General features: G+C 71.1%; 10 protein-coding genes. 8 read left to right on the top strand and 2 right to left on the bottom strand.

From position 1 onward, the window contains the following. Positions 1-4: 4 nt before the first annotated feature. The 5 genes from G011_RS0119390 (at position 5) to G011_RS31225 (ending at position 16,893) form a co-directional block, all read left to right on the top strand. Entirely contained in the window at positions 5-5,680 is a 5,676-nt protein-coding gene (locus G011_RS0119390) for a type I polyketide synthase (RefSeq protein ID WP_036552846.1), read from the top strand. 75 nt (positions 5,681-5,755) lie between these two features. Further along, on the top strand, positions 5,756-15,028 hold the full coding sequence (locus tag G011_RS0119385; RefSeq protein ID WP_019609939.1) for a non-ribosomal peptide synthetase: 9,273 nt from the start codon (positions 5,756-5,758) through the stop codon (positions 15,026-15,028). Then, on the top strand, positions 15,025-15,795 hold the full coding sequence (locus tag G011_RS30020; protein WP_019609938.1) for a thioesterase II family protein: 771 nt from the start codon (positions 15,025-15,027) through the stop codon (positions 15,793-15,795). Before G011_RS0119385 ends, G011_RS30020 begins: the two co-directional genes overlap by 4 nt. A gap of 62 nt (positions 15,796-15,857) precedes the next feature. Beyond that, positions 15,858-16,610: a 3-oxoacyl-ACP reductase FabG gene (gene fabG / locus G011_RS0119375; protein ID WP_019609937.1), complete on the top strand. Its 753-nt coding sequence runs from the start codon at positions 15,858-15,860 to the stop codon at positions 16,608-16,610. Continuing rightward, a complete protein-coding gene (locus G011_RS31225) occupies positions 16,585-16,893 on the top strand; it encodes an MbtH family protein (protein WP_369757392.1) in 309 nt (102 codons plus the stop codon). Before fabG ends, G011_RS31225 begins: the two co-directional genes overlap by 26 nt. A 130-nt stretch (positions 16,894-17,023) precedes the next feature. On the opposite strand, the gene G011_RS0119370 is transcribed toward G011_RS31225, so the two are convergent. Continuing rightward, positions 17,024-17,908 carry a ParB/RepB/Spo0J family partition protein gene (locus G011_RS0119370; RefSeq protein WP_369757391.1) on the bottom strand — a complete coding sequence of 295 codons (885 nt, stop codon included), beginning with the start codon at positions 17,906-17,908 and terminating at the stop codon, positions 17,024-17,026. 570 nt (positions 17,909-18,478) lie between these two features. Here G011_RS0119370 and G011_RS0119365 point away from each other — a divergent pair. The 3 genes from G011_RS0119365 to G011_RS32800 all read left to right on the top strand — a co-directional run bounded on the left by G011_RS0119365 (position 18,479) and on the right by G011_RS32800 (position 20,780). After that, positions 18,479-19,132 (top strand): TetR/AcrR family transcriptional regulator C-terminal domain-containing protein, encoded by a 654-nt coding sequence (locus tag G011_RS0119365; protein WP_019609935.1) that lies wholly within the window; start codon positions 18,479-18,481, stop codon positions 19,130-19,132. A gap of 147 nt (positions 19,133-19,279) precedes the next feature. Next, positions 19,280-19,870: a TetR/AcrR family transcriptional regulator gene (locus G011_RS30630; protein WP_157756091.1), complete on the top strand. Its 591-nt coding sequence runs from the start codon at positions 19,280-19,282 to the stop codon at positions 19,868-19,870. Positions 19,871-19,982: 112 nt separating this feature from the next. Continuing rightward, on the top strand, positions 19,983-20,780 hold the full coding sequence (locus G011_RS32800) for a transposase (protein WP_081642992.1): 798 nt from the start codon (positions 19,983-19,985) through the stop codon (positions 20,778-20,780). Between the two features lie 95 nt (positions 20,781-20,875). On the opposite strand, the gene G011_RS0119345 is transcribed toward G011_RS32800, so the two are convergent. Then, positions 20,876-21,775 carry a macrolide 2'-phosphotransferase gene (locus tag G011_RS0119345; RefSeq protein WP_019609931.1) on the bottom strand — a complete coding sequence of 300 codons (900 nt, stop codon included), beginning with the start codon at positions 21,773-21,775 and terminating at the stop codon, positions 20,876-20,878. Between the last annotated feature and the right edge of the window lie 79 nt (positions 21,776-21,854).

Genomic DNA, 21,854 nt, shown 5'->3' with positions numbered 1-21,854 from the left:
GTTGATGTCCGAGGCATATGAGGACAGCGATCGCGTGGCGATCACCGGAATGGCCGGGCGGTTCCCCGGGGCCCGCGATATCGGCGCGTTCTGGGCCAACCTCGTCCAGGGGCGCTCAGGCGTGTCGTTCTTCTCCGAGGAGGAACTGCTGGAGGCGGGAGCCGCCCCCGAGGGCCTCCACGAGGACGGTTTCGTGCCGGCCAAGGGGTACCTGGAGGGCGCGGACCGGTTCGACGCCGGGTTCTTCGGCTACAGCCCGCGCGAAGCCGAGATCATGGACCCCCAGCACCGTGTGTTCCTGGAATGCGCCTGGGAGGCCCTCGAATCCGCCGGCGTCGTCCCCCACGAGTTCGAGGGGCGCATCGCCCTGTACGCCGGGGCCGGTTTCAACACCTACATGCTCCGCAACGTCCTCGCCGACGACGGTACGCGCGAGGCGGCGGGCATGTACCAGACCATGCTCGCCGGGGACAAGGACTTCCTGGCGACCAGGGCCGCCTACAAGCTCGGGCTGACCGGGCCGGCCATCACGGTGCAGACGGCCTGCTCGACGTCACTGACGGCGGTGCACCTGGCTGTGCAGAGCCTGCTGGCCGGGGAGTGCGACATCGCGCTCGCCGGAGGCGTCGCGGTGAGCTCCCCGCTCAAGGACGGGCACGTCCACGAGCCCGGCGGAATCCTCTCGCCGGACGGGCACTGCCGCCCCTTCGACGCTGAAGCCGCCGGCACCGTTCCGGGGAACGGGGTCGGGGTGGTGGTCCTGCGACGCCTGGGCGAGGTCCGCGAGGCCGGCGGGCGCGTGGAGGCGCTGATCCTGGGCACCGCGGCGAACAACGACGGAGCGCTCAAGGCAGGGTACACCGCACCCAGTGTCGACGGGCAGGCAGAGGTGATCGCCGAGGCTCTCGCCGTCGCGGACGTGGACCCTGCCACCATCGGCTACGTCGAGGCCCACGGGACCGGTACCCGTCTCGGCGACCCCATCGAGGTCACGGCGCTCTCCCGGGTCTTCGCCGAAGGGCGCGGGGCCGGCGAGCACGCCGGGAGCTGCACGCTCGGCTCGGTCAAGAGCAACGTGGGCCACTTGGACGCCGCGGCGGGAGTCACCTCGCTGATCAAGGCCGTCCTCACGCTGCGGCACGGGACGATCCCACCAACCCTGCACTTCTCCTCCCCCAACCCCGAGCTGGAGCTGGAGAAAAGCCCCTTCTCCGTCAACTCCGAGGTTCGCGCCTGGCCCCGCGGGGACGCACCGCGCCGGGCCGGGGTCAGTTCCTTCGGCATCGGCGGCACCAACGTGCACGTGGTGCTGGAGGAGGCGCCCGAGGAACCGGAGTCCCCGGCGCCCCGCGCCCGGGGCGCCACCGTGCTGCCGCTGTCAGCGAAGTCCCCGGCGGCGGTGGCCGAGGCGGCGCACCGCCTGGCCGACCACCTGGAGGAGCACCCTGACACCGACGTGGACGACGTCGCCGCCACGCTCGCCCACGGCCGCCGCGCCTTCGGAGTGCGCACGGCAGTGGCCTGCCGGGACCGTGCGGAGGCCGTCGCACACCTGCGTCGGGTCTCCGCAGCGGACACGGTCCAGGCGGACCGGGACACTTCCGTCGCCTTCCTGTTCCCAGGACAGGGCGCTCAGTACGTGGGGATGGCCCGGGGTCTCTACGAGCACGAGTCGGCCTTCGCCGCGCAGGTCGACCGGTGCGCCGACCTGTTCGCTCCCTATCTGGGCCTGGACCTGCGCACCCTTTTGTTCACCGCGGGGGAGTCCGAGCAGGCCGCCGGGCTCCTGGAGCAGACCAGGATCACCCAGCCCGCCCTCTTCACGGTCGAGTACGCCCTGGCGCGGCTGTGGGAGACGTGGGGCGTCACGCCGAGCGCGATGATCGGGCACAGCGTCGGGGAGTTCGTCGCGGCCTGCCTCGCGGGGGTGTTCTCCCTGGAGGACGCCGTCCGCCTGGTCGCGAGGCGTGGGCACCTGGTCCAAGCCATGCCCGCGGGTGCCATGCTCAGCGTCTTCCTGCCGGAGGAGGAGACCGCCGCGCTCCTGCACGGGCGGTTGTGCGTCGCGGGCGTCAACGCGGTCGATGTCACCGCCGTCTCCGGACCGGAGGAGGACATCGCCGCACTGGAGCGGCAGCTGAAGGACCGCAGGGTCTCCTGCCGCAAGCTGCGCACGTCGCACGCGTTCCACTCGCCCTCCATGGAGGCGGCCGTCGGCCCGCTCGTGGAGGAGGTGCGCGGGATTCGGCTCGCCGCTCCGAGGATCCCCTTCCACTCCAACGTGACCGGGACCTGGATCACCGACGAGCAGGCCACCGACCCCGTGTACTGGGGACGCCAGCTCCGCAGCCCGGTGCGGTTCGCCGACTCCGCGGCCGTCCTGCTCGCGGATCCCTCCCTGGTGTTCGTGGAGGTGGGGCCCGGGGAGACGCTCGGGGCCCTGCTGCGGCGGCACAGCGGATGGACTGACGGGCGCACCGCGGTCCCCTCGCTGCGGCACCCCGGGGACCGGGTGGACGACCGCGTGCGTCTGCTGCGCTCGCTGGGTGCCCTCTGGAGCGCCGGCGTCGCGGTGGACTGGGCGGCCTTCGACCCGGAGGGGAACCGCGCCCTGGACCTTCCCGCCTACCCGTTCCAGCGGCAGCGCTACTGGGTGGAGCCCCGGCAGGGGTCGGAGGGGGCGCGTGGCCCCGCCGCCTCCCCCTCTGCGCGGCCCTCGGCCGACACATGGTTCCGCGTACCGGGGTGGAGGCGCCTGCCCGACGCCCCGGTGCCCGGCGCCGCCGCCTCGGGCGCGCTCTGGGTGGTGCTCGGAGAGGACGTGGCCCTCGGGTCGGCGCTGGCCCAGCGGCTGGAGGCGGACGGCGCGGAGGTGGTCCGGGTGCGTGCGGGTGACGAGTACCGCGCCGGTGGAACACACGTCGAACTTGACCCCGGCAGCCGCGAACACGCGGCCGAACTCTTCCGCCTTCTGGAGCAGCGGTCACCGGAGTCGGTGCGGCTGGTCCACCTGTTCGGCTTAGCCGGGGAGAACGGCACAGAGCGGACACTCGACGGGGAACGCCTGCTCGACGCGCGGAGCCGGGGCTTCGCCGGGCTGCTCGCGCTGGCCCAGGGCGTCCTGGACACCCGGGGCGACGGCCGCCGCGTCCCCGTGGCCATCGACGTGGTCTGCAGCGGGGTGTACTCCGTCACCGGCGACGAACGCCTGCGCCCCGAACAGGCGATGATGCAGGGTCCGGCCACGGTGATCCCCCAGGAGGTCCCCGATACCCGGGCGCGCATCCTGGACCTGGCCGAGGCCGACCCGCAGCGCCCCACAGACCAGGAGGCGGCCGCGCTGTACGCCGCGGTGGTCCGAGACAGCGGGCACCGCGACCTGGCTCTGCGCGGGCGCTACTGGTGGGTCCGCGAGTTCGACGAGATCGAGCTCGACGGCGGCGATGGGACCGACAGCACGCTTCGGCCCCGCGACGGCGGCGTGTACCTGATCACCGGCGGCCTGGGCGGCGTGGGCCTGACACTCGCCGAGCAGATCGCCGCGTCCGCCGACGGGGTCGTGCTCGGCCTGCTAGGAAGGTCCGCGTTCCCGGATCAGGCCGACTGGGACGCTCCGCAGGCCGACGACGCGACGGCCGAGCGGATCCGCCGCGTGCGCGCGCTGCGGGACCGGGGCGCTACGGTGGCCGTCCTCACCGCGGACGTGAGCGACGCCGAGCAGACCGGCGCGGCACTGGAACGCCTGCGTGCCCTGGGCGGCCCCATCACCGGTGTCGTCCACGCGGCGGGGCTGCCCTCCTCGGGGATGATCGCGCACAAGACCCTGGAGGAGGCCGAACGCGTCATGGCGGCCAAGACCCAGGGCACCCTGGTCCTGGACCGGCTCTGCGGGGACGAGGCGGAGTTCGTTCTGCTGTGCTCGTCGGTCACCGGCGTCCTGGGTGGCCCAGGGCAGATCGACTACTGCGCCGCCAACGCGTTCCTGGACGCCTACGCGGCCTGGCGCAACCGGCGGGGAACGGGGGCGCGCGCGGTCTCCGTCGCCTGGGACACATGGAACGGCGTGGGGATGGCCGGAAGGGCGCCGTTCCTGCTCAGCGGGGCCGACGGCGGGCAGCCGACCTCCCACCCGCTCCTGCGCCTGGTCCAGGAAGCTGGGGGGAACCGTACCTACAGCGCGTCGTTCAGCACCTCCGAGAGCTGGATCGTCGACGACCACCGGCTCATGGGGCACGGGCTCGTCCCGGGGACCGCCTACCTCGACCTCGCCTATGCCGCGTTGGCCGAGGAAGCCGGCGGGCGCGAGGTCGAGCTGGCCGACATCCTGTTCCTGCAGCCGTTGATCGTGCCCGACGGCCAGGTCCGCACGCTCTACCTGACGGTCGAGGAGGACGGGGAGCAGCGGAGCTTCGCCGTGCGGAGCCGATCCGCGTCGGGCGGGGCCATCGACCACGCCAAGGGAACGGCGCGCTTCGCCGAACGCGGCCCCCGCCCCGTGCTGGACCTGGCCGAGGAGCTTGACAAGTGCGAGGTCACGGAAGTCCTGTCCACCCCGCAGGAGGTCAACCGGCGGTTGCGGGTGGAGGCCTACGCCAAGGGCAACGGCTCCTTGGAATTCCGCTTCGGCCCCCGGTGGCAGCTGCTGCGCAGCATCCGCACCGGGCGGCGGCGGATGCTCGCCGAGATGCGCCTTGACGAGGAGTTCCACGGTGACGTGGAGGAGTACCCGCTGCACCCGGCGCTCTTTGACATGGCGGGTGGGGCCTTCCGGATCCACGCCGAGCACCTGTACTACCTGCCCCTGACCTACCGGAGCGTGCGGGTCCTGCACCCGCTGCCCGCCTCGGTGGTGTGCGTGGTCGAGATGAGGGAGTCCGGTGACGGCGAGACGATGTCCTGCGACATCGACATCCTCGACACCGACGGCCGCCTTCTGGTCCGGGTGGCCGACTTCACCGTCAAACGCGTCACCGATCTGGACGGGCTGATCGAACAGGTGGACCTCGCCGTCGCCGAGGGTGGCACGGACTCCGCGGAGACCGACGGGGACACCGCCGTCCTCCGAGCCTTGGGCGAGGGAATGAGCGAGGAGGAGGGGCGCGAGGCCTTCGCCCGCATCACCGCGTCGGCCGCTCCTCCGGAGCACCTGGTCGTCACCCCCTCGGACTTCGCCGCCAAGCGGATGGCGTTCGCGGCCCTGACCCCCGAGCTCCTCGCCCGCGGGCTGGAGCAGCTGCCGTCGCCGGCCGCCGCCCACCCGCGGCCCGAACTGGACACCCCCTACGTTGCCCCGCGCACGGAGGACGAGGAGGCCATCGCCGGCATCTGGCTCGCGGTCCTCGGTGTGCAGGACGTGGGCGTGAACGACGACTTCTTCGCCCTTGGCGGCCATTCGCTGGCGGCCGTGCAGGTCGGGACGCGCTTCCAGAGCCTTTTCGGGTTCGAACTGGACCTGCGGGACTTCTTCGCCTCCCCCACCGTCGCGCACACGGCCGAATTGCTGGTGGCGGCGCGCGAGGGCGGGGGCGGAGGCGACGCGGCCCCGGAGGACGGGGTCATTCGCCGACTCGACCGGGGCGACGATCCCGAGGACGTGGACGCCCTCTCCGACGAGGAGGTGGAGGCGAGGCTGGCGATGCTCCTCGCCGAGGAACAGGAGGAACGCCATGAGCAGCCTTAGGACGGGAACCCGGCGGGCCGCGCACGGCGGCTTCGCGGGCACGGGCGGAGCGCGATGGACGGAGGAGCAGACGGCATGACCACGACCGACTCGACAGGGCTGTCCGCTGAGCAGAAGCGCCGAATGCTGGCCGAGCGGCTGCGGGAACGCGCCAGGAGCAGGCGACGCTTCCCCGCCTCCTACCCACAGCGGCGGATGTGGTTCCTGGACCAGCTGGCCCCCGGGAACCCCGCCAACAACGTCCCCGCGGCCGTCCGCGTCCGTGGCGATCTCGACCTGGACGCCTGGGGACGGGCCGTGGACGCGATCGCGCGCCGCCACGAGGCGCTGCGCACCGTCTTCGAGGAGAGCGAGGGCGAGCCGTTCCAGGTCGTGACCGACGATGTGCGGCCGGAGCTCACCGTCGTCGACTGTTCCCACCTGCGCGGCCCGGACGAGGAGAAAGCCGTATCCGAGCTCGCCCGGGAGGAGTTCACCCGCCCCTTCGACCTGGGAGCCGGCCCGCTGATGCGGTTGCGCTTCCTGCGCCTGGCCCCCGACGACCATGTCCTGCTGTACACGATCCACCACATCTGCGGAGACCTGTGGTCCACCTCGGTCTTCTTCGAGGAGTTGGTGACGCTCTACGAGGCCTTCACCAAGGGAGGCGAACCGGACATGCCGAAGCCAGCGATCCAGTACGCCGATTACGCGGCCTGGCAGCACGAGCGTGTGGAATCCTCGGCCCTCGACGCCGACCTGCGCTACTGGCAGCACGCCTTGTCCGGAGCCCCGGCGGTGCTAGAACTGCCCACGGACCGTCCGCGGCCCGCCGTGCAGTCCGGCCGCGGCGCCTCGTTGCCATTCCGGGCGGACGGACAGGTGCTGGGGTGGGTGCGGGACTTCGCCCGCCAGGAGGGCGCCACACCGTTCATGGTGGTACTGGCGGCCTTCACGGTGCTCCTGCACCGCTACAGCCGCGAGGAGGACCTGGTCATCGGCGTACCGGTGGCCAACCGCGGCCGTAAGGAGGTCGAGCGGCTCATCGGCTACGTCGTGAACATGCTGCCTCTGCGCGTCGACCTGTCCGAGGAGCCGACCTTCCGCGAGGTCGTGGCCCGGGTACGGCGCGCGTGTCTGGAGGGCTTCGCCCACCAGGAGCTGCCGTTCGAGCGGCTGGTGGAGGAGCTGCGTCCCGAACGGGACCTGTCGCGCAACCCGGTCTTCCAGGTCTCCTTCGTCTACCAGAACATCTCCATGCCCGACTTCCACGCGGCCGGCCTGCACCTGGACCCCATGGACGTGGACGGGTCCACCGCCCGGTTCGACCTGGAATTCCAGGTCTTCGAACGGTCCGAGGGGCTCAGCGGTTGGTTCGAGTACAGCACCGACCTGTTCGACGCCGGAACAGCCGAGGCAATGGCCGACCACCTCGGTGTGCTCCTGGACGAACTCCGGGCGGACCCGGACGCCCCCGTCACCAGCGTGCCGATGCGCACCCCTGAGGAGGAGAAGCACGACCGGGAGCGCAACGCCGGCCGACGGGAATGGCCCGAACCGATCCAGGCCCACCTGCGCTTCGAGGAGAGGGCCGGACTCGCCCCGGACTCCGAGGCGGTGCGCGCCGGGCGGGACCGGGCCACCTACGCCGAGCTCGACCGGTACGCCGACCGGGTCGCCCACGCGCTGCGCGAGCGCGGAGTGGGCAGGGGATCGCTCGTCGGGATCCGCATGGAGCGGACCGTCGACATGGTCGCCGCCCTTCTGGGGACGCTCAAGGCCGGCGGGGCCTACGTTCCGCTCGACCCGGGCTTTCCCGAGGACCGCGTCGCCTTCATGATCGAGGACTCGGGACTCACCGTGCTGCTCACCGACGAGGCCTCGGCCGCGTTCCCCGCACCCGAGGGAATTGACCTTATACGCGTGGACGAGCTCGGGGACGTCTTGGGCACCGCCCCGACCAGGCCGCCGTCGGCGCACGTCTCGCTCGACGACCTCGCCTACGTCATCTACACCTCGGGCTCGACCGGCCGGCCCAAGGGCGTGCAGATCCCGCACCGGGCCCTGGGCAACTTCCTGATGTCCATGCGCGAACGGCCCGGCGTCGGCGCCGGAGACACCCTCCTGGCGGTGACGACCCTCTCGTTCGACATCTCGATGCTGGAGATCCTGCTGCCTCTCATGGAAGGGGGCACCGTGGTCCTGGCCGACCACACGACCACAGCCGACGGCGGCGCGCTGGCCGAACTGGTCACGGCTTCCGGAGCCACGGTGATGCAGGCCACCCCGTCGACCTGGCGGATGCTGTTCGACGCCGGGTGGGCTGGTGCCCCCGGGCTCCGAGTGCTGGTGGGCGGCGAAGCCCTCCCACCCGACCTGGCACGCCGACTCCGCAGCGCGGGCATGCCGGTGTGGAACATGTACGGCCCCACCGAGACGACCATCTGGTCGTCGGTCGCCGAGGTGGGCGACGACCCGGTCATCGTCCTGGGCGACCCGATCGCCAACACCGAGCTGCACATCCTCGACGAGCGGCGCAGACCCGTCCCCACGGGCGTGCCGGGCGAGCTGTGCATTGGAGGCGACGGCCTGGCGCACGGCTATCTCGGCCGCCCCGAGCTGAGCGCTGAGCGCTTCGTGCCCCATCCCTTCGGGGGCGGCCTCTCCGACCGCCTCTACCGCACCGGGGACCTCGTCCGGCGGCGGCGCGACGGCGGCATCGAGTTCCTCGGTCGGCTGGACCACCAGGTGAAGCTCCGCGGGTTCCGGATCGAGCTGGGCGAGATCGAGTCGGCCCTGGCCCTGCACCCGTCCGTCAGCGAGGCGGTTGCGCTGGTCCGCGAGGACGTTCCGGGCGACCAGCGCCTGGTCGCCTACGTGGTCCCGCGGTCTGGGCACGCCGACCCCGACCCGCGCGAACTGCGCTCGGCTCTCGCACAGCGGCTGCCGGAGTACATGGTGCCGTCCGCCTTCGTCGTCCTTGGCACGCTGCCACTGACCCCCAACGCCAAGGTCGACCGCAAGGCGCTGCCCGCGCCCGCGATGGCGAGCGCGTCCCGGGGCCGCGCGCCGCGCGATGAACGGGAGGCCCGGCTGTGCGAGCTGTTCGGGCAGGTGCTCGGACTCGCGGACATCGGCGTCGAGGACGGCTTCTTCCAATCGGGCGGGCACTCGCTACTGGCCACCCGGCTCATCGCCCGCATCCGCACGGAATTCGGCGTGGACCTGCAGGTGCGCACCCTGTTCGAAGCGTCCACCCCGGCCGAACTGGCCGATCGGCTGTCCGGCGGACCCGCCCCGGAGCGCCCAGCACTGGAACCGGCCGCCCGTCCGGAGCCGATGCCGCTGTCCCACGCCCAGCGGCGCATGTGGTTCCTGGGCCAGCTGGAGGGGCCCACATCGGCCTACAACATCCCGGTGGCACTGCGGCTCAGCGGCGACCTGGACGTCGACGCCCTGCGCGCCGCGCTCGCCGACGTCGTCGAGCGCCACGAAACCCTGCGCACGGTCTTCCCCGACGACGACGGGGTAGCCCGGCAGGAGGTTCGGCCCCTGGAACAAGCGCGGCCGAGACTGCCGGTGACACCGGTGTCGGAGAAGGACGCCGACGAGGTGTTGGCGTCGGCGGCCCGGTACACCTTCGACCTGTCCGCCGAGCCCCCGCTGGACGCCCGACTGCTCGCCTTGGGCCCGCAGGAGCACATCCTGGTCCTGGTAGTGCACCACATCGCGGCGGACGGATGGTCCATGGCCCCGCTCACGCGGGACCTGGCGGCCGCCTACACCGCGCGCCGCGACGGCCGGGCGCCCGACTGGCGACCGCTGGAGATCCAGTACGCCGATGTCACCCTGTGGCAGCGGCGGCTCCTGGGGGAGGCCGACGACCCCGAGAGCCTGTGGTCCACCCAGCTGGAGTACTGGCGGGGAGCGCTGGAGGGACTGCCCGAGCGCCTTGACCTGCCCACCGACCGCCCGCGCCCGGCCGAACCCACCCGCGAGGGGCACACCCTGTCCTTCCGGTGGGACGCCGACCTGCGGCAGGCCGTCTCGCGCCTGGCGGGTGAGAGCGGGACGAGCGAGTTCATGGTCGTCCAGGCCGCGCTGGCGGTCCTGTTCCACCGCCTCGGCGCCGGGGAGGACATCCCCGTGGGCGCCTTGGTCGCCGGCCGCGCCGACCGGGCGACCGAGGACCTGGTCGGGCTGTTCGTGAACACACTCGTGCTCAGGGCGGACCTCTCCGGCCGTCCCACCTTCCGCGAGCTGCTAGCCCGGGTACGTGAGCGGTCCCTGGACGCCTACGCCCACCAGGACCTGCCCTTCGAGGCCGTCGTGGACGCCTTGGCGCACTCCAGGTCCACCTCCCACCACCCGCTGGTCCAGGCCACCATCGCCTGGCAGAACACACCCGATGTCGATCTGGAGTTGCCGGGCCTTCGAGCCCGGGTCGTCCCGGTCTTCACCGGTACCGCCCGCATGGACCTGTCCCTGCTGTTGGAGGATCGCGCCACTCCGGGCTCGGCTCCGGACGGCATCGACGGCTATCTGGAGTACAGCTCCGAGATCTTCGACCGACCCACGGCCGAGGGCTTCGTCCGCCGTCTGTGCATGGTGCTCCAACAGGCTCTCTCCGACCCCGACCTGCCCATCGGCGCGTTGGAGGTGCTGAGCCCGCAGGAACGGCAGGACGCCCTCCAAGGGGCGAACGACACCCGGCGGCCCATGCCAGAGGTGACGCTGGCGGAGCTGTTCGGTGCCCAGGCCCGGCGTACGCCGGAGGCCGTGGCGCTCGTCGACGGCGACCGCGAGTTCACCTACGCCGAACTGGACGCGGCCGCCGGGCGCCTGGCCGGGCGCCTGGTCGGCCTCGGGATCGGCCCCGAGATCCCGGTCGCGGTGCGCATGGAGCGCTCCGCCGTCCTGGTCGCGGCGGTCCTGGCCGTGGTGAAGGCGGGTGGCGCCTACGTTCCGCTGGACCCGAGGTACCCCGAGTCCAGGCGGCGGCTGATCCTGGAGGAGACCGGGACGCCGGTGCTGCTCGTCGACGGTGCCGCACCGGCTGAGCCGGTCCCCGACCAGGTGAGCGTACTGCCGGTGGACGAGACCGTGTTCGACCCGCGGGTCTGGAACCCCGGCCCGGCGGAGGCGGGCATGCCTGACCGGTGGCCCTGCGGCCACCCCGACGACCTCGCCTATGTCATGTACACCTCCGGTTCCACGGGCACCCCCAAGGGGATCGAGGTGACCCAGCGCAACGTGGTCCGGCTCGCCTTCGACGAGCGGTTCGCCAACGGCAACCACCGGCGCGTCCTCATGCACGCACCGACGGCGTTCGACGCCTCGACCTACGAGATGTGGGTCCCGCTGCTATCCGGGGGGACGGTTGTGGTCGCACCTCCGGGGCCGCTGGACCCCGACGGACTGGCCGGGACCATCGTGGACCGCGAGGTCACCTCGGCCTTCTTCACCAGCGCCCTGTTCGCCCTGCTGGTCAAGCAGCACCCCGAGGCACTCGCCGGGATGCTGGAGATCTGGACCGGGGGCGAGGCGGCCTCGGCCACGGCCGTCGAGGAGGCCAAGCGCGCGTGCCCGGACACCGTCCTGGTGAACGGATACGGCCCCACCGAGACAACGACCTTCGCCGTGACCCACCCCTTCCGGGAGTCCACCGACGGATCGGTGCCGATCGGCAGGCCCATGGACAACACCCGTGCCTACGTCCTGGACGGCAACCTGAGCCCCGTTCCGCCCAACGTCCCCGGGGAGCTCTACCTGGCCGGTGAGGGGATGGGCCGGGGCTACCTGCGCCGTCCCGGGTTGACCGCGCAGCGCTTCGTCGCCGATCCGTTCGGTCCGCCGGGAGAGCGCATGTACCGCACCGGAGACCTCGTGCGGCGTCTGCCCAACGGGTGGATTGACTACCTGGGCCGTACCGACGAACAGGTCAAGATCCGCGGCTTCCGGATCGAGCCGGGGGAGGTCGAGGCGGCGCTCTGTGCGCACCCGGAGGTCGCCCAGGCCGCCGTCACGGTGTACACCAAACCCGGTGGTGGGAAGGACCTGGTCGGATACGCCGTGCCGACCGAAGGCGCCGAGCCGGACCCGCTCAACCTCCGGGAGCACCTGTCCCGGGAGCTACCGGAATACATGGTCCCGGCCGCGATCACGGTGCTCCCGGCCCTGCCGCTGACCGCCAACCAAAAGGTCGACAAGCGAGCCCTGCCGCATCCGGACCTGGCCGCGACGCGGGCCTCGCGCTCGCCGCGCACGCCCACGGAGCGAACACTGTGCGACGTATTCGCACGTGTCCTGGGTGTTCCCGAGGTGGGAGCGGAGAGCGGGTTCTTCGACCTCGGCGGCGACAGCATCCAGGCGACCCGGCTGGTCGCCCAGGCGCGCACTGCCGGACTGGCGATCACTGTCCGCGACGTCTTCGCGTGCCAGACCGCCGCGAAGCTGGCGCAGGCGGCTGTCCCCATGACCGCGTCCAGTGCACACGAGGAGGAGTCCGACGATGACGGACCGATCCCCGCCACACCGATGATGGAACGGCAGCGCCGGTTGGGCGGCCCTGTGGAGGGGTTCGCCATGGCCGTCATGGTCCGCCTGCCGGACGGGATCGCGTCCGAACACCTGGAGGCGGCTCTGCAGGCCGCGCTCGACCGGCACGCGGCCCTGCGGTCGCGGCTGGTGGTCGGCGACGACTCCTGGACGCTGGAACCCCGTCCCCCCGGCGCGGTGCGTGCCGCGGACGTCCTACGGCGGCTGCCGACCGGGGCCGGGCACGGCACGGACGGCCCGGACGGGCGGGACCGGGAAGAGGCCGAAGCGAACGCCGCGCGGGCCCGCCTGGACCCGGCCGCCGGAGTGGTGCTGCAGGCGCTGCACCTGTCCGGCACAGATCGCCCCGAACGCCTGCTCCTGGTCGTCCACCACCTCGTCTGCGACGGCGTGTCGCTGCGCATCCTCCTCGACGACCTGCGCGCCGCCTGGGAGGACACGGCCGAGGGAGACCCGCCTACCCTGGCGCCGGTCGGCACCTCACTGCGGAACTGGGCGTCGTTGCTGCGCGAGCAGGCCACCTCTGCGCGTCACATCGGCGGCCTCGCGTACTGGCGGGGGATACTGGCCGACGCGGTGCCGGTCGTGGACGGCGCCCTCGACCGTGACCGAGACACCTCCGGCTCCGCGGGCAGGGTGACCGCGGTTCTTCCCGCGACCCGCACGGAGGTGCTCCTCGCGGAGGCGCCCGCTGCCTTCGCGGCCGGAATCCAGGACGTCCTGCTCACCGCCTTCGGCGCGGCGCTGGCCGAATGGCGCCGCCGCCGGAGCGGTGGGGAGGGGCCGATCGTGGTGGACGTCGAGAGCCACGGGCGCTTCGAGGAGCTCACCGAAGCCGTCGACCTCTCCCGCACCGTGGGGTGGTTCACCTCGATCAGCCCGGTGCGCCTCGACCCGCGGGGAACCTCCTGGGAGCCGATCCGGCAGGGCGGGAGCGACCTGGCCAGAGCCGTGGCGCGGACCAGGGAGGAGCTGCGGAGCCTTCCCGACCAGGGCGCGGGCTACGGTCTACTGCGCCACCTCAACCCGCGGACCGCCCCGGTCCTGCGGGAAGCCGGTGACTCACAGGTGCTCTTCAACTATCTCGGGAGGACCGGCGCCACAGGGGCGGGAGCGGCGTGGGAGCCGATCCACGATGAGGCCGCCACGGCGGCGAGCGGGACCGACCCCGCCACACCGCTGACGCATCCGCTGGAGCTCGACGCGGTCGCGCGTGAAGGGGAAGGCGGAACGGTACTGGAGGCGCGGTGGACCTTCGCCCCAGCCCTGGTCGGCGAGGACGAGGTCGGCGAGCTGGCCGAGCTCTGGTTCCAGGCGTTGGATGCCCTGGCCGTCTGCGCCCGCGACCCGGAGGCCGCCGGGGCCGGCCGCGTTCCCGAACCGGGAACCGGGGCCGCGGCCGCAACCGCGTCGTCGATCCCCCACACGGACTGGAGCGGTGGCGTCCCGCTCTCCTTCGGTCAGTTGGAGTTCCTGCTCCAGCCCGTGGGACCCAACCACCCCCACCACAACGTGGTCGCCGCCTGGAGGCTGCACGGTGCCCTGGACGAGCGAGCACTGCGCGAGAGCCTGGACGTCCTGGTCCGCAGGCACGACATCCTGCGGACCCGCTACCTCCAACGGGGGACGGATACGCTGCAGTTCGTCGACGACCGGTCCACCTGGCCGGTCGAAGGGGTCGATCTGCGCGGCGAGGCGCCCGCCGACCGGGAACGCGTGCTGCGCGATCTGGTGAAGGCCCAGACCGACCGGCCCGTCAGTATCGAGGGTGGAGACCTGGTGCGGGCGGTGCTGGTCGCTCTGGCCGAGGACGAAAACGTCATCGTCCTGTCCCTGCACCACATACTCGTCGACCACTGGGGTTTCCAAGTACTGGTGGGCGAGCTCAACACCCTCTACCGGGCGCGGGTCGCAGGGAGCGAGCCCGAGCTGCCCCCGATCCAGGTCCAGCACCTGGACTACGCGGCTTGGGAGCGCGGCCTACTGGACGGAGGCGCGCTCGACGCGCACGTCCGGTACTGGCGCTCCGAGTTGGAAGGGGCGCCCAGAGAGCTGGCCTTCACCGCGCCGGACCACCAGACGGCCGACCCGGTCGAAGGGTACACCCACAGCTTCCGGATCGACGAGTCCGTCACCCGTGCCGTCAAGGCCGCCGCGAAGAGGGAGGGGGTGACTCCCTTCATGGTGTTCATGGCGGTGCACCAGCTCTTCCTGTCGGCCTACACCGGAAGCGACGATGTCGTGCTCACCCATCCCCTCTCCGGCAGGGAGCACCCCGAGACCCAGCGGAACATCGGCCCCTTCGTCGACATTTTGGCGGCCCGGTCCCGGATGGCGGGAGACCCGACCTTCCGCGAGTTCGTCACGCGCGTCTACCAGGCCGAACTGGAGGCCTACGCCCATCAGCACGTCCCGTTGCGCGCACTCATCACCGACGGAGTTGTGGGGGACAACCAGCTTCCGCTGCGCATCCTCTTCAACATGTTGGGGGTCCCCGGAGTCTCCCTCGACCTGGAGGGGGTCGACGCGGTTCCCGCCGGTGCCGGAGTCGGTGACGACAGCGTGCTGTCCGAGCTCGTCACCGTCATGCGCCCGCACAACCTCGACCTGTACCTGATGCTGCGGGAGGACGGGGGAGCCATGCGCGGCATGTGGCTGTACCGGCCCGAGGCCATCGTCCCGGAGACGATGGGGGTGCTGGTCCGCCAGTGGCCGACCGCCCTCGGCCTGGCCCTGGAGAGGCCGGACCGGCCGCTCTCGGAACTGAAGCGGGACCTGCTGGGACGAGAGTTCGGAGGGCACACCACGTGACGACGAACTGGCTGGTCAGGCGGGAGCCCGACCCCTACGTGGAGTTCCGGCTGTTCTGCTTCCCCTACGCGGGAGCCGGTGCCTCGGCCTACCACCGGTGGCACGCCGCCGCCCCGGCCTCCGTGCACGTGTGCGCGGTGGAGCCGCCGGGGCGGGGGATGCGGGTCGGCGAACCGGCTCAGGAGGACTTCCCGACGCTGGTTCGGGACCTGGCCGACCGGTTCGAGGAGCTCGAGCCCGGAGCGTTCGCGTTCTTCGGGCACAGTATGGGCGGTCTCGTCGCCTACGAACTGACCCGGGAACTGCGCGAGCGCGGCTCGCGGGGGCCGACGCACCTGGTGGTGTCGGCCTCCGCCGCCCCGGGGACCCCGCGCCTCCGCCGATCACTGGCCGGGGCCGACGACGCCGCGGTGTGCGAGGAGCTCCGGGACCTCGGAGGCACCCCCGAATGGGTCCTGGACGACGAGGACCTGATGGCTATCGTCCTGCCCGCCGTGCGCGCGGACTACGCCACCCTCGATTCCTACCGCCCGAGCCCGCACGCACCGGTCGATGTCCCCATCACCGTGCTCGGCGGGCGGGACGACAGCGTCGTGCCCCCGGGACACCTGGAGGGATGGCGGCGGGCGACGACGGCCGGGGTCCGGACGCGGTTGTACCCCGGCGGCCACTTCTACCTCCACGACCATGTCGAACACATCCTCGCCCTAGTGGAGAGCGAGGTGTCGGCGGGCAGGACCCGTGACGCCCTGGGCGGCTCAAGGTGACCGTAGATCGGCGGCCCGCGCGGTGCTCGTGGGCGGCCCACAAAGATGCAGGAGGACTTCGCTTGGAAACCACGGAACGCCCGGTGGCGCTGGTCACCGGAGGGACCAAGGGTATCGGCCGTGCAGTCTGCCTGCGCCTGGCCGAGGACGGCTACGACGTCGCGCTGTGCTACTCGACCGACGTGGACGCCGCGCGGGAGCTGGAGAAGGAACTGACGGAATACGGAGTGGACGTCTACGCCCGGCGGGCCGACGTCTCCGACCCGCGTGAGGTACAGCTGCTGCTTGACGCCGCGCAGGACGCGCTCGGGCCGGTGTCCGCACTGGTCGCCTCGGCCGCGGTGGTGCGTGATACCCCGTTGGCGCTGATGGAGGACGAGGACTGGCAGCGGGTGCTGCGCGTCGACCTGGACGGGGTCTACACGGTGTGCCGGGCGGTGATCGAGGAGATGATGGGCCGCCGGCACGGGGCCATCGTCACCCTCTCCTCCCTCGCAGGCATCCTCGGCAGTCCGGGGCAGACCAACTACGCGGCCGCCAAGGCCGGGGTCATCGGCTTCACCACGTCCCTGGCGCTGGAGGTCGGTCGGTATGGGATCCGCGCGAACGTGGTGGCACCCGGTTACATCAACACCAGGAACGTGACCGGATTGCCTGAGGAGACCGTTGACGAGGCGGTCGACCGGACCGCCCTGGGGCGCCTGGGTGAACCGGAGGAGGTCGCCGATCTGGTCGCCTTCGCTCTCTCCGACCGCGCCTCCTACATCACCGGGAGCGTGCTGCGCATCGATGGGGGCTTCGGCGCGTCACTGTGACGCGGGGTCGTCGCTTCGGGCCCGGGACCGCACGGGCCAATCAGACACAGAGGTGGATATGACCAATCCTTTCGACGACGACAACAGCGTCTTCCACGTACTCGTTAACGAGTGGGGGCAGCACTCGTTGTGGCCGGCGTCGGCGCGAACACCTGATGGCTGGACTGCTGTTCTCACCTCGTCCCCCCGCGAGGAGTGCATTGACCACATCGAGCGGAACTGGTCGGACCTGCGTCCGCACCGGAACCCGCTCCCGGAGGAGACTTCACAGGTCGTGCACTGAACCAGGGGCGGAGCCATCGTGTGCGTGTCAGAGGAACTCAGGCCTTCCTCTTAGCCGTCACACGGTGGCTCGCCCCGTGGGGGCGGTGGCGCAGGGGCCACCGGCCGCAGGGGGCTCGTGCGGCCGTGGTTCAGTGTCTGACTCGTCTCAGTTCCAGCCTCTCGGCGAAGGCCTGCCAGGAGCGCGCGCACTCGATCGCCGCTAGCGAGACCATCTCTAGTCGGTGCTCCGGGATCGCCTCGGCGATGGTGCTCGACCGCCGAGCGCCCGTGAGCTGTACGTCCAGCATGCGCAGCAGCAGGCGCCCGAGTTCGCTGTGGCGCAAGGAGGGATCCCTGCACAGGTTCTGGAACAGGGTGTCCAGGTCCACGACGGCCTCGGAGCCGTCGTTGCCGCGGGCGACGGTACGCCTGTAGTCCTCCGTCCTCGACTCCGGTTTGCGCCGTTTGCCAAGAGCCCGGATCGAACGGGGGACGGGGTCCTCGCCCCGGAGTACGCGTGCTCGTACGTCGCGTACGGTGCCCGGCGAGATGCCTGCCTTCCTGGCGATCTCCCGCAGCGGTGCGTAGGGGGTCTCGGAGAGCAGACGTCCGGCGATCCGACGCCCCTCCTCAGTGCTGACGGGGCGGAGCTTTCCGTCCTGTCCCAACCGCGCCGTAAGCTGTTCCCCGCTGGATGCCTCGTTGCGCAGTCCGCCGATCTTCGTGGCGGACAGCGCCGTCGCCGCGGCGATTGCACGGTCCGACCAGTGCGGATGGGTCTTGATGAGGCGTTGTGCCGCCGCCGTCTTGTCTGCGAGTGTCAGCGGCAGTCCGTGGCGGGTGTTGGACTCGACGGCGAGGAGGAACGCATCGGACTCAGGCCCATCGAAGAACTTGGCCTTGATCTCCGTCTGGCCGCGCAGCTGTGCCGCTCGCAGTCTGTGCATACCGTCGATGACGCGCATGGTCGCCTGGTGGACGATGATGGGGGGAAGTTCCTGTCCTGCCTCTGCGAGGGAGCGCACATGGCCCATGTCCTCGCCCGACAGTCGAGGCGAATCCGCAGCGAGCAGGGAAGCAATCGGGACCGTGGTGGTGGCATCATCGGGTAAAGTGCCTTGTAATGCCTGCTGGATCAGTGAATCGGGGCTGGCGAGACTCATTTCCAGAAAACCCTCATGTTTTATGGCGGTTGAATCGTCGGGGTAATTGGCCCGCACCTGAACTTGATATCAAGGCAGGCTAGGTGCGCAGGAGTTCCGAGGCACGCATGTGCCTGACCGCGATGGGTGGGTCTGCGCGAATCCTGCGCTTCCGGTCTTGGCCGGTGTCCGGGGCCTCCTCCTGGCCCGAGCCTGTGGTCGGGCCATTCGGTGTCTGTTTTCCAGGCATCCCGGTGCGGTCGTGCACCTGGGCTCGGCCCCGCGTCAGGGTGCGGTGGAGGCGGCCCCCACGTACCCTGTTCCGCAACCGGCTCACCTGGTCTCATGTTGATCTCTGCAGGTCAAAGGGGTTTCTTATCCTGTAAGATTCCCAAGGAAAGAGTACGTAAAGCATGAGATGGCCGTCAAGCCGAAAGGCGACGGCTGAGTCGAAGGTGGGTCATGCCAGTCAAGCGCACACGCGGCCAGCGGGCAGGGTTGACAAGACAGAGCATTCTCGAAGCCGGGCTCGACCTGGCCGACCGCGAGGGCCTCGCGGCCCTGTCCATGCGGAACCTCGGTGCCGAACTGGGGGTAGAGGCCATGACCCTCTACCACTACATCCCCAGTAAGGACGCGCTTCTGGACGGCATAGTGGAATGCGTCGTCTCAGAAGCCCTTCCTCCTCGGTTCGCCGAAGCGTCCTGGCAGGAAAGGCTGAGGGGCTACGCCAATTCGCTCGCCTCGGTCATGGCCGCCCATCCGAACGTCGTGCCCCTTCTCATGCTCCAGCCAGCGGTTACCTCGCGGAATATGGAGACCATGGAGTCCATGCTCCAGTCGCTGCACTCAGCAGGGTTCGATCTGCGGCAGGCCGTGGACGTGATCTACACGCTGACCGGATTCGTTCTCGGTCACGTCGCGGTCCAGGCGGGCATCCAAGGAGTGCGCTCGCACGGGCGGCCTGCTGAGGAGCGTGGGCGCGATATCGACGAGGATCGCTACCCCTTGCTCTCTCGGGCAGACAAGGTGTCAGAGAGGGACGCGCGGTTCGAATTCGCCTTGGATGCTCTGATCACGGGGTTTGAGGCGGCGTGTTCAGCGCCTAGGTCCTGAACGCTTCCGGAAGCCCAACTGACTCTTACGTCGTAAGAGTCGTGGGGTTACTCTATGAGAGGGACATGGCGAGGCAGATCCGAGAGGAAGATCGTGGCAACTCGACAGCGCGAATCCCTATCCCGAGAACGAGTGATGAGGGCGGCCTTGGAGTTGGTGGACAGGGACGGCCTCGAGAATCTCTCCATGCGCCGCTTGGGTTCTGAACTCAGTGTGGAGGCGATGGCTCTTTACCACTATGTTCCGACCAAAGCGGCTCTGCTGGTCGAGTTGGGCCAGTCCGTGGTCGAGAACGCGGTCAGGAAGGCCGCTGCGGCCTCTGACGGAGGGCGGACGTGGAATGACCGGTTGTACCGTTTCGCGTTGGCGCTCCACAGTGAACTGCTCCTTCATCCCGGGGCCTTGTCCATCCTGGTGAGTCGGCCAATCCATTCTCCGGAGTCGGTGCGGCTCCTCGACTGCATCGCGGGGAGGCTTCGCGCGGAATGCGACGATCGGGCGCGGGTCAAACGCCTTATCGGGGCGCTCATCGCGCTGGCGCTGGGCCACGCCGTGGCCGAGGTGGTCTGCAGTCTGGAGGATCGTCCCCTGCGCACGGTGGACCACGGTACATTTTCCGGTGACCATGCTGTTGGCTGCGGTACCCGTAGTCAGGATGCCAACCGCGAGGACTTCCTCTTCGCCTTGAAGGCGCTCCTTAACGGGGTCGAGCCGCCCCACACATCACCCACCGTGTAGAGATCGTCGGGTGAAGGGTGTATTTGGTTGAGGTCGGTGATATAAGTGTGCCTTTTGGAGCGCGTCTCAGAAGCCCTGCGAGGTGGTCCTGCGCCTGGCATGATCACGCGCTGTGATCGATGTGTTGCCCGATGGGCTCTGGGAGATCGTCCAGCCCCTGCTGCCCCCGGTCCCCAAGACCGGCCGCCCCCGAGCCGACCAAAGAGCTGTGTTGACCACGGTGCTGTTCGTCCAGGCCTCCGGCTGCTCCTGGGAGAAGGCCCACGGCCTGTTCGGCGTCACCCCTGCCGCTGACCTGCGCGATCTCCGCGGTCAACGTCAACGACATCGAAGCACTCCAGCCCCTGGTCTGGGGCATCCCGGCGGTGCGGACGCGTCGAGGTCCCCGGCGGCGGGGGCGCTGCCGCCGCCGAGGCGCGAGGCCGCCTTCCGGTCCCTGACCGCCGAGTGGCTGCGGCGCGGCGGAGCCGACCTGGCGGCTGACTGGAAGCTGCTGCTCAGCGACGTTCCGGACGCCGGGGAGCTGGCTCGGAGCGTGCGCGACGAACTGCTCGCGCGAGGAGAGGCCCCGCCCGCTCCCGTCGCCCCCGAGGAGGTCACCGACTTTCCGGAACGGGCCCCGTTGCGCATGGTCTCCTACACGGCCGAGCACACCGACGGGCGCGTCCGCCGGGAGGCCGAAACCGTGGTGCACCTGGCCGTGCCCGGTCCGGAAGCGGACGGACCGTGGCGGATGCGCGTCCTGACCGCGACCGGTCCCGTCCGGCTCCGGGTGCGGACCGGGGCGTTCGACGGGACCGGCCGCGCCCGCGTGGACCGGGGCGGGGGCGGGCGGGAGGTCTTCGCGGTGGACGGCGACGCCCTGTGCGTGGACGCCCGTGCCTGGGTCCAGGAAACCCCACCGCGCTGACCCGAGGCCGGGCCCTCACCTCAGCGCGGTGTTCTCCGGCAACGACGACGGCGTGCCCTCCCGCTCCGGGTGGGCGTGCCGTCGTCGGCGGTGCGTCAGGCCTCGGGGTTCAGCACCGCCGCCGCGGCGGCCAGGTCGGCCTCGGCGCCGGTGGTCAGCGCGTACAGGGCGTACCCGATCGGGGAGGCGTCCCACAGGTGCCTGGCCTGCGCCGCCAGGCCGGGGTGGACGTGCCCGCCCGCCCGCTCGTAGGCGGTGAGGGTGGCCCGCAGCATCTCTTCGCCCGCGGCGCCGTACTGGGCGGACAGGTCGCGTGCGGGGTCGTCCACGCGGGCGGTCGTCCAGTCCAGGACTCCGGTGACCGCGCCCTCCTCGTCGAGCAGCACGTGCGCGGGGTAGATCTCGCCGTGGGTCATCACGGTCCGCTCGGGCCAGCAGGTGTCGTCGTCGAGCCAGGCCCGCCAGGCCCCGGTCAGGGCGGGGGAGACGGTGAAGGCCTCGCTCACGCGGGCGATGTCGTCCCGCCACGCCTGACGTACCCGGTCCGGGGTACGGACCTCGACGCCCGCGGCCTCGGCCCGCTCCGGGGCGATCGAGTGCAGGCGGGCCAGCAGACGTCCCAGACGCTCGGCGTAGTCGGGGCTGGCGGGGTCCATGTGCCAGACGGGCTCCCCGGCGTCGGTCAGGGTCAGGCCCGGTGCGCCGGGCAGGGCCGGGTAGGCGATCAGCTCGGGGGAGCGGACCCGCCAGTCGGGGACCGCGACGCCGTCCTCGGCCAGGACCGGGGCGACCAGGCCGAGGACGCGCGTCTCGGCGGCCATGCCCTCGGAGACGTCGGCGCGGCGCGGCACGCGCAGCACCCACTTCCGGCCGGTCGCGTCGCGGGCCATGACGACGCGGTAGTCCAGGCCCGCCTCGTTCACCGTGGCGTCCCGCGCGGACAGGTGCAGGCCGTGGGCGGCGGCGAGGGTGATGGTGTCGTCGATGGTGCTCATGGGACCAAGTTCCCATCCATGCCCACGTAACGCGAGGCGACGGGTCGTGCGGGTGCCGCCGAGGACGGAGCGGGCGGCC

Source organism: Nocardiopsis sp. CNS-639, assembly GCF_000381685.1.
Taxonomy (GTDB): domain Bacteria; phylum Actinomycetota; class Actinomycetes; order Streptosporangiales; family Streptosporangiaceae; genus Nocardiopsis; species Nocardiopsis dassonvillei.
Note: the sequence above shows the minus strand (reverse complement) of the source record. Positions and strands in the feature narration are given on the sequence as shown.

Bases quoted from the DNA above. Each gene is read 5' to 3' on its own strand.
- G011_RS0119390 (WP_036552846.1), top strand. From the start codon at position 5: ATGTCCGAGGCATATGAGGACAGCGATCGCGTGGCGATCACCGGAATG.
- G011_RS0119385 (WP_019609939.1), top strand. From the start codon at position 5,756: ATGACCACGACCGACTCGACAGGGCTGTCCGCTGAGCAGAAGCGCCGA.
- G011_RS31225 (WP_369757392.1), top strand. From the start codon at position 16,585: ATGGGGGCTTCGGCGCGTCACTGTGACGCGGGGTCGTCGCTTCGGGCC.
- G011_RS0119370 (WP_369757391.1), bottom strand. From the start codon at position 17,908: ATGGGCCATGTGCGCTCCCTCGCAGAGGCAGGACAGGAACTTCCCCCC.
- G011_RS0119365 (WP_019609935.1), top strand. From the start codon at position 18,479: ATGCCAGTCAAGCGCACACGCGGCCAGCGGGCAGGGTTGACAAGACAG.
- G011_RS0119345 (WP_019609931.1), bottom strand. From the start codon at position 21,775: ATGAGCACCATCGACGACACCATCACCCTCGCCGCCGCCCACGGCCTG.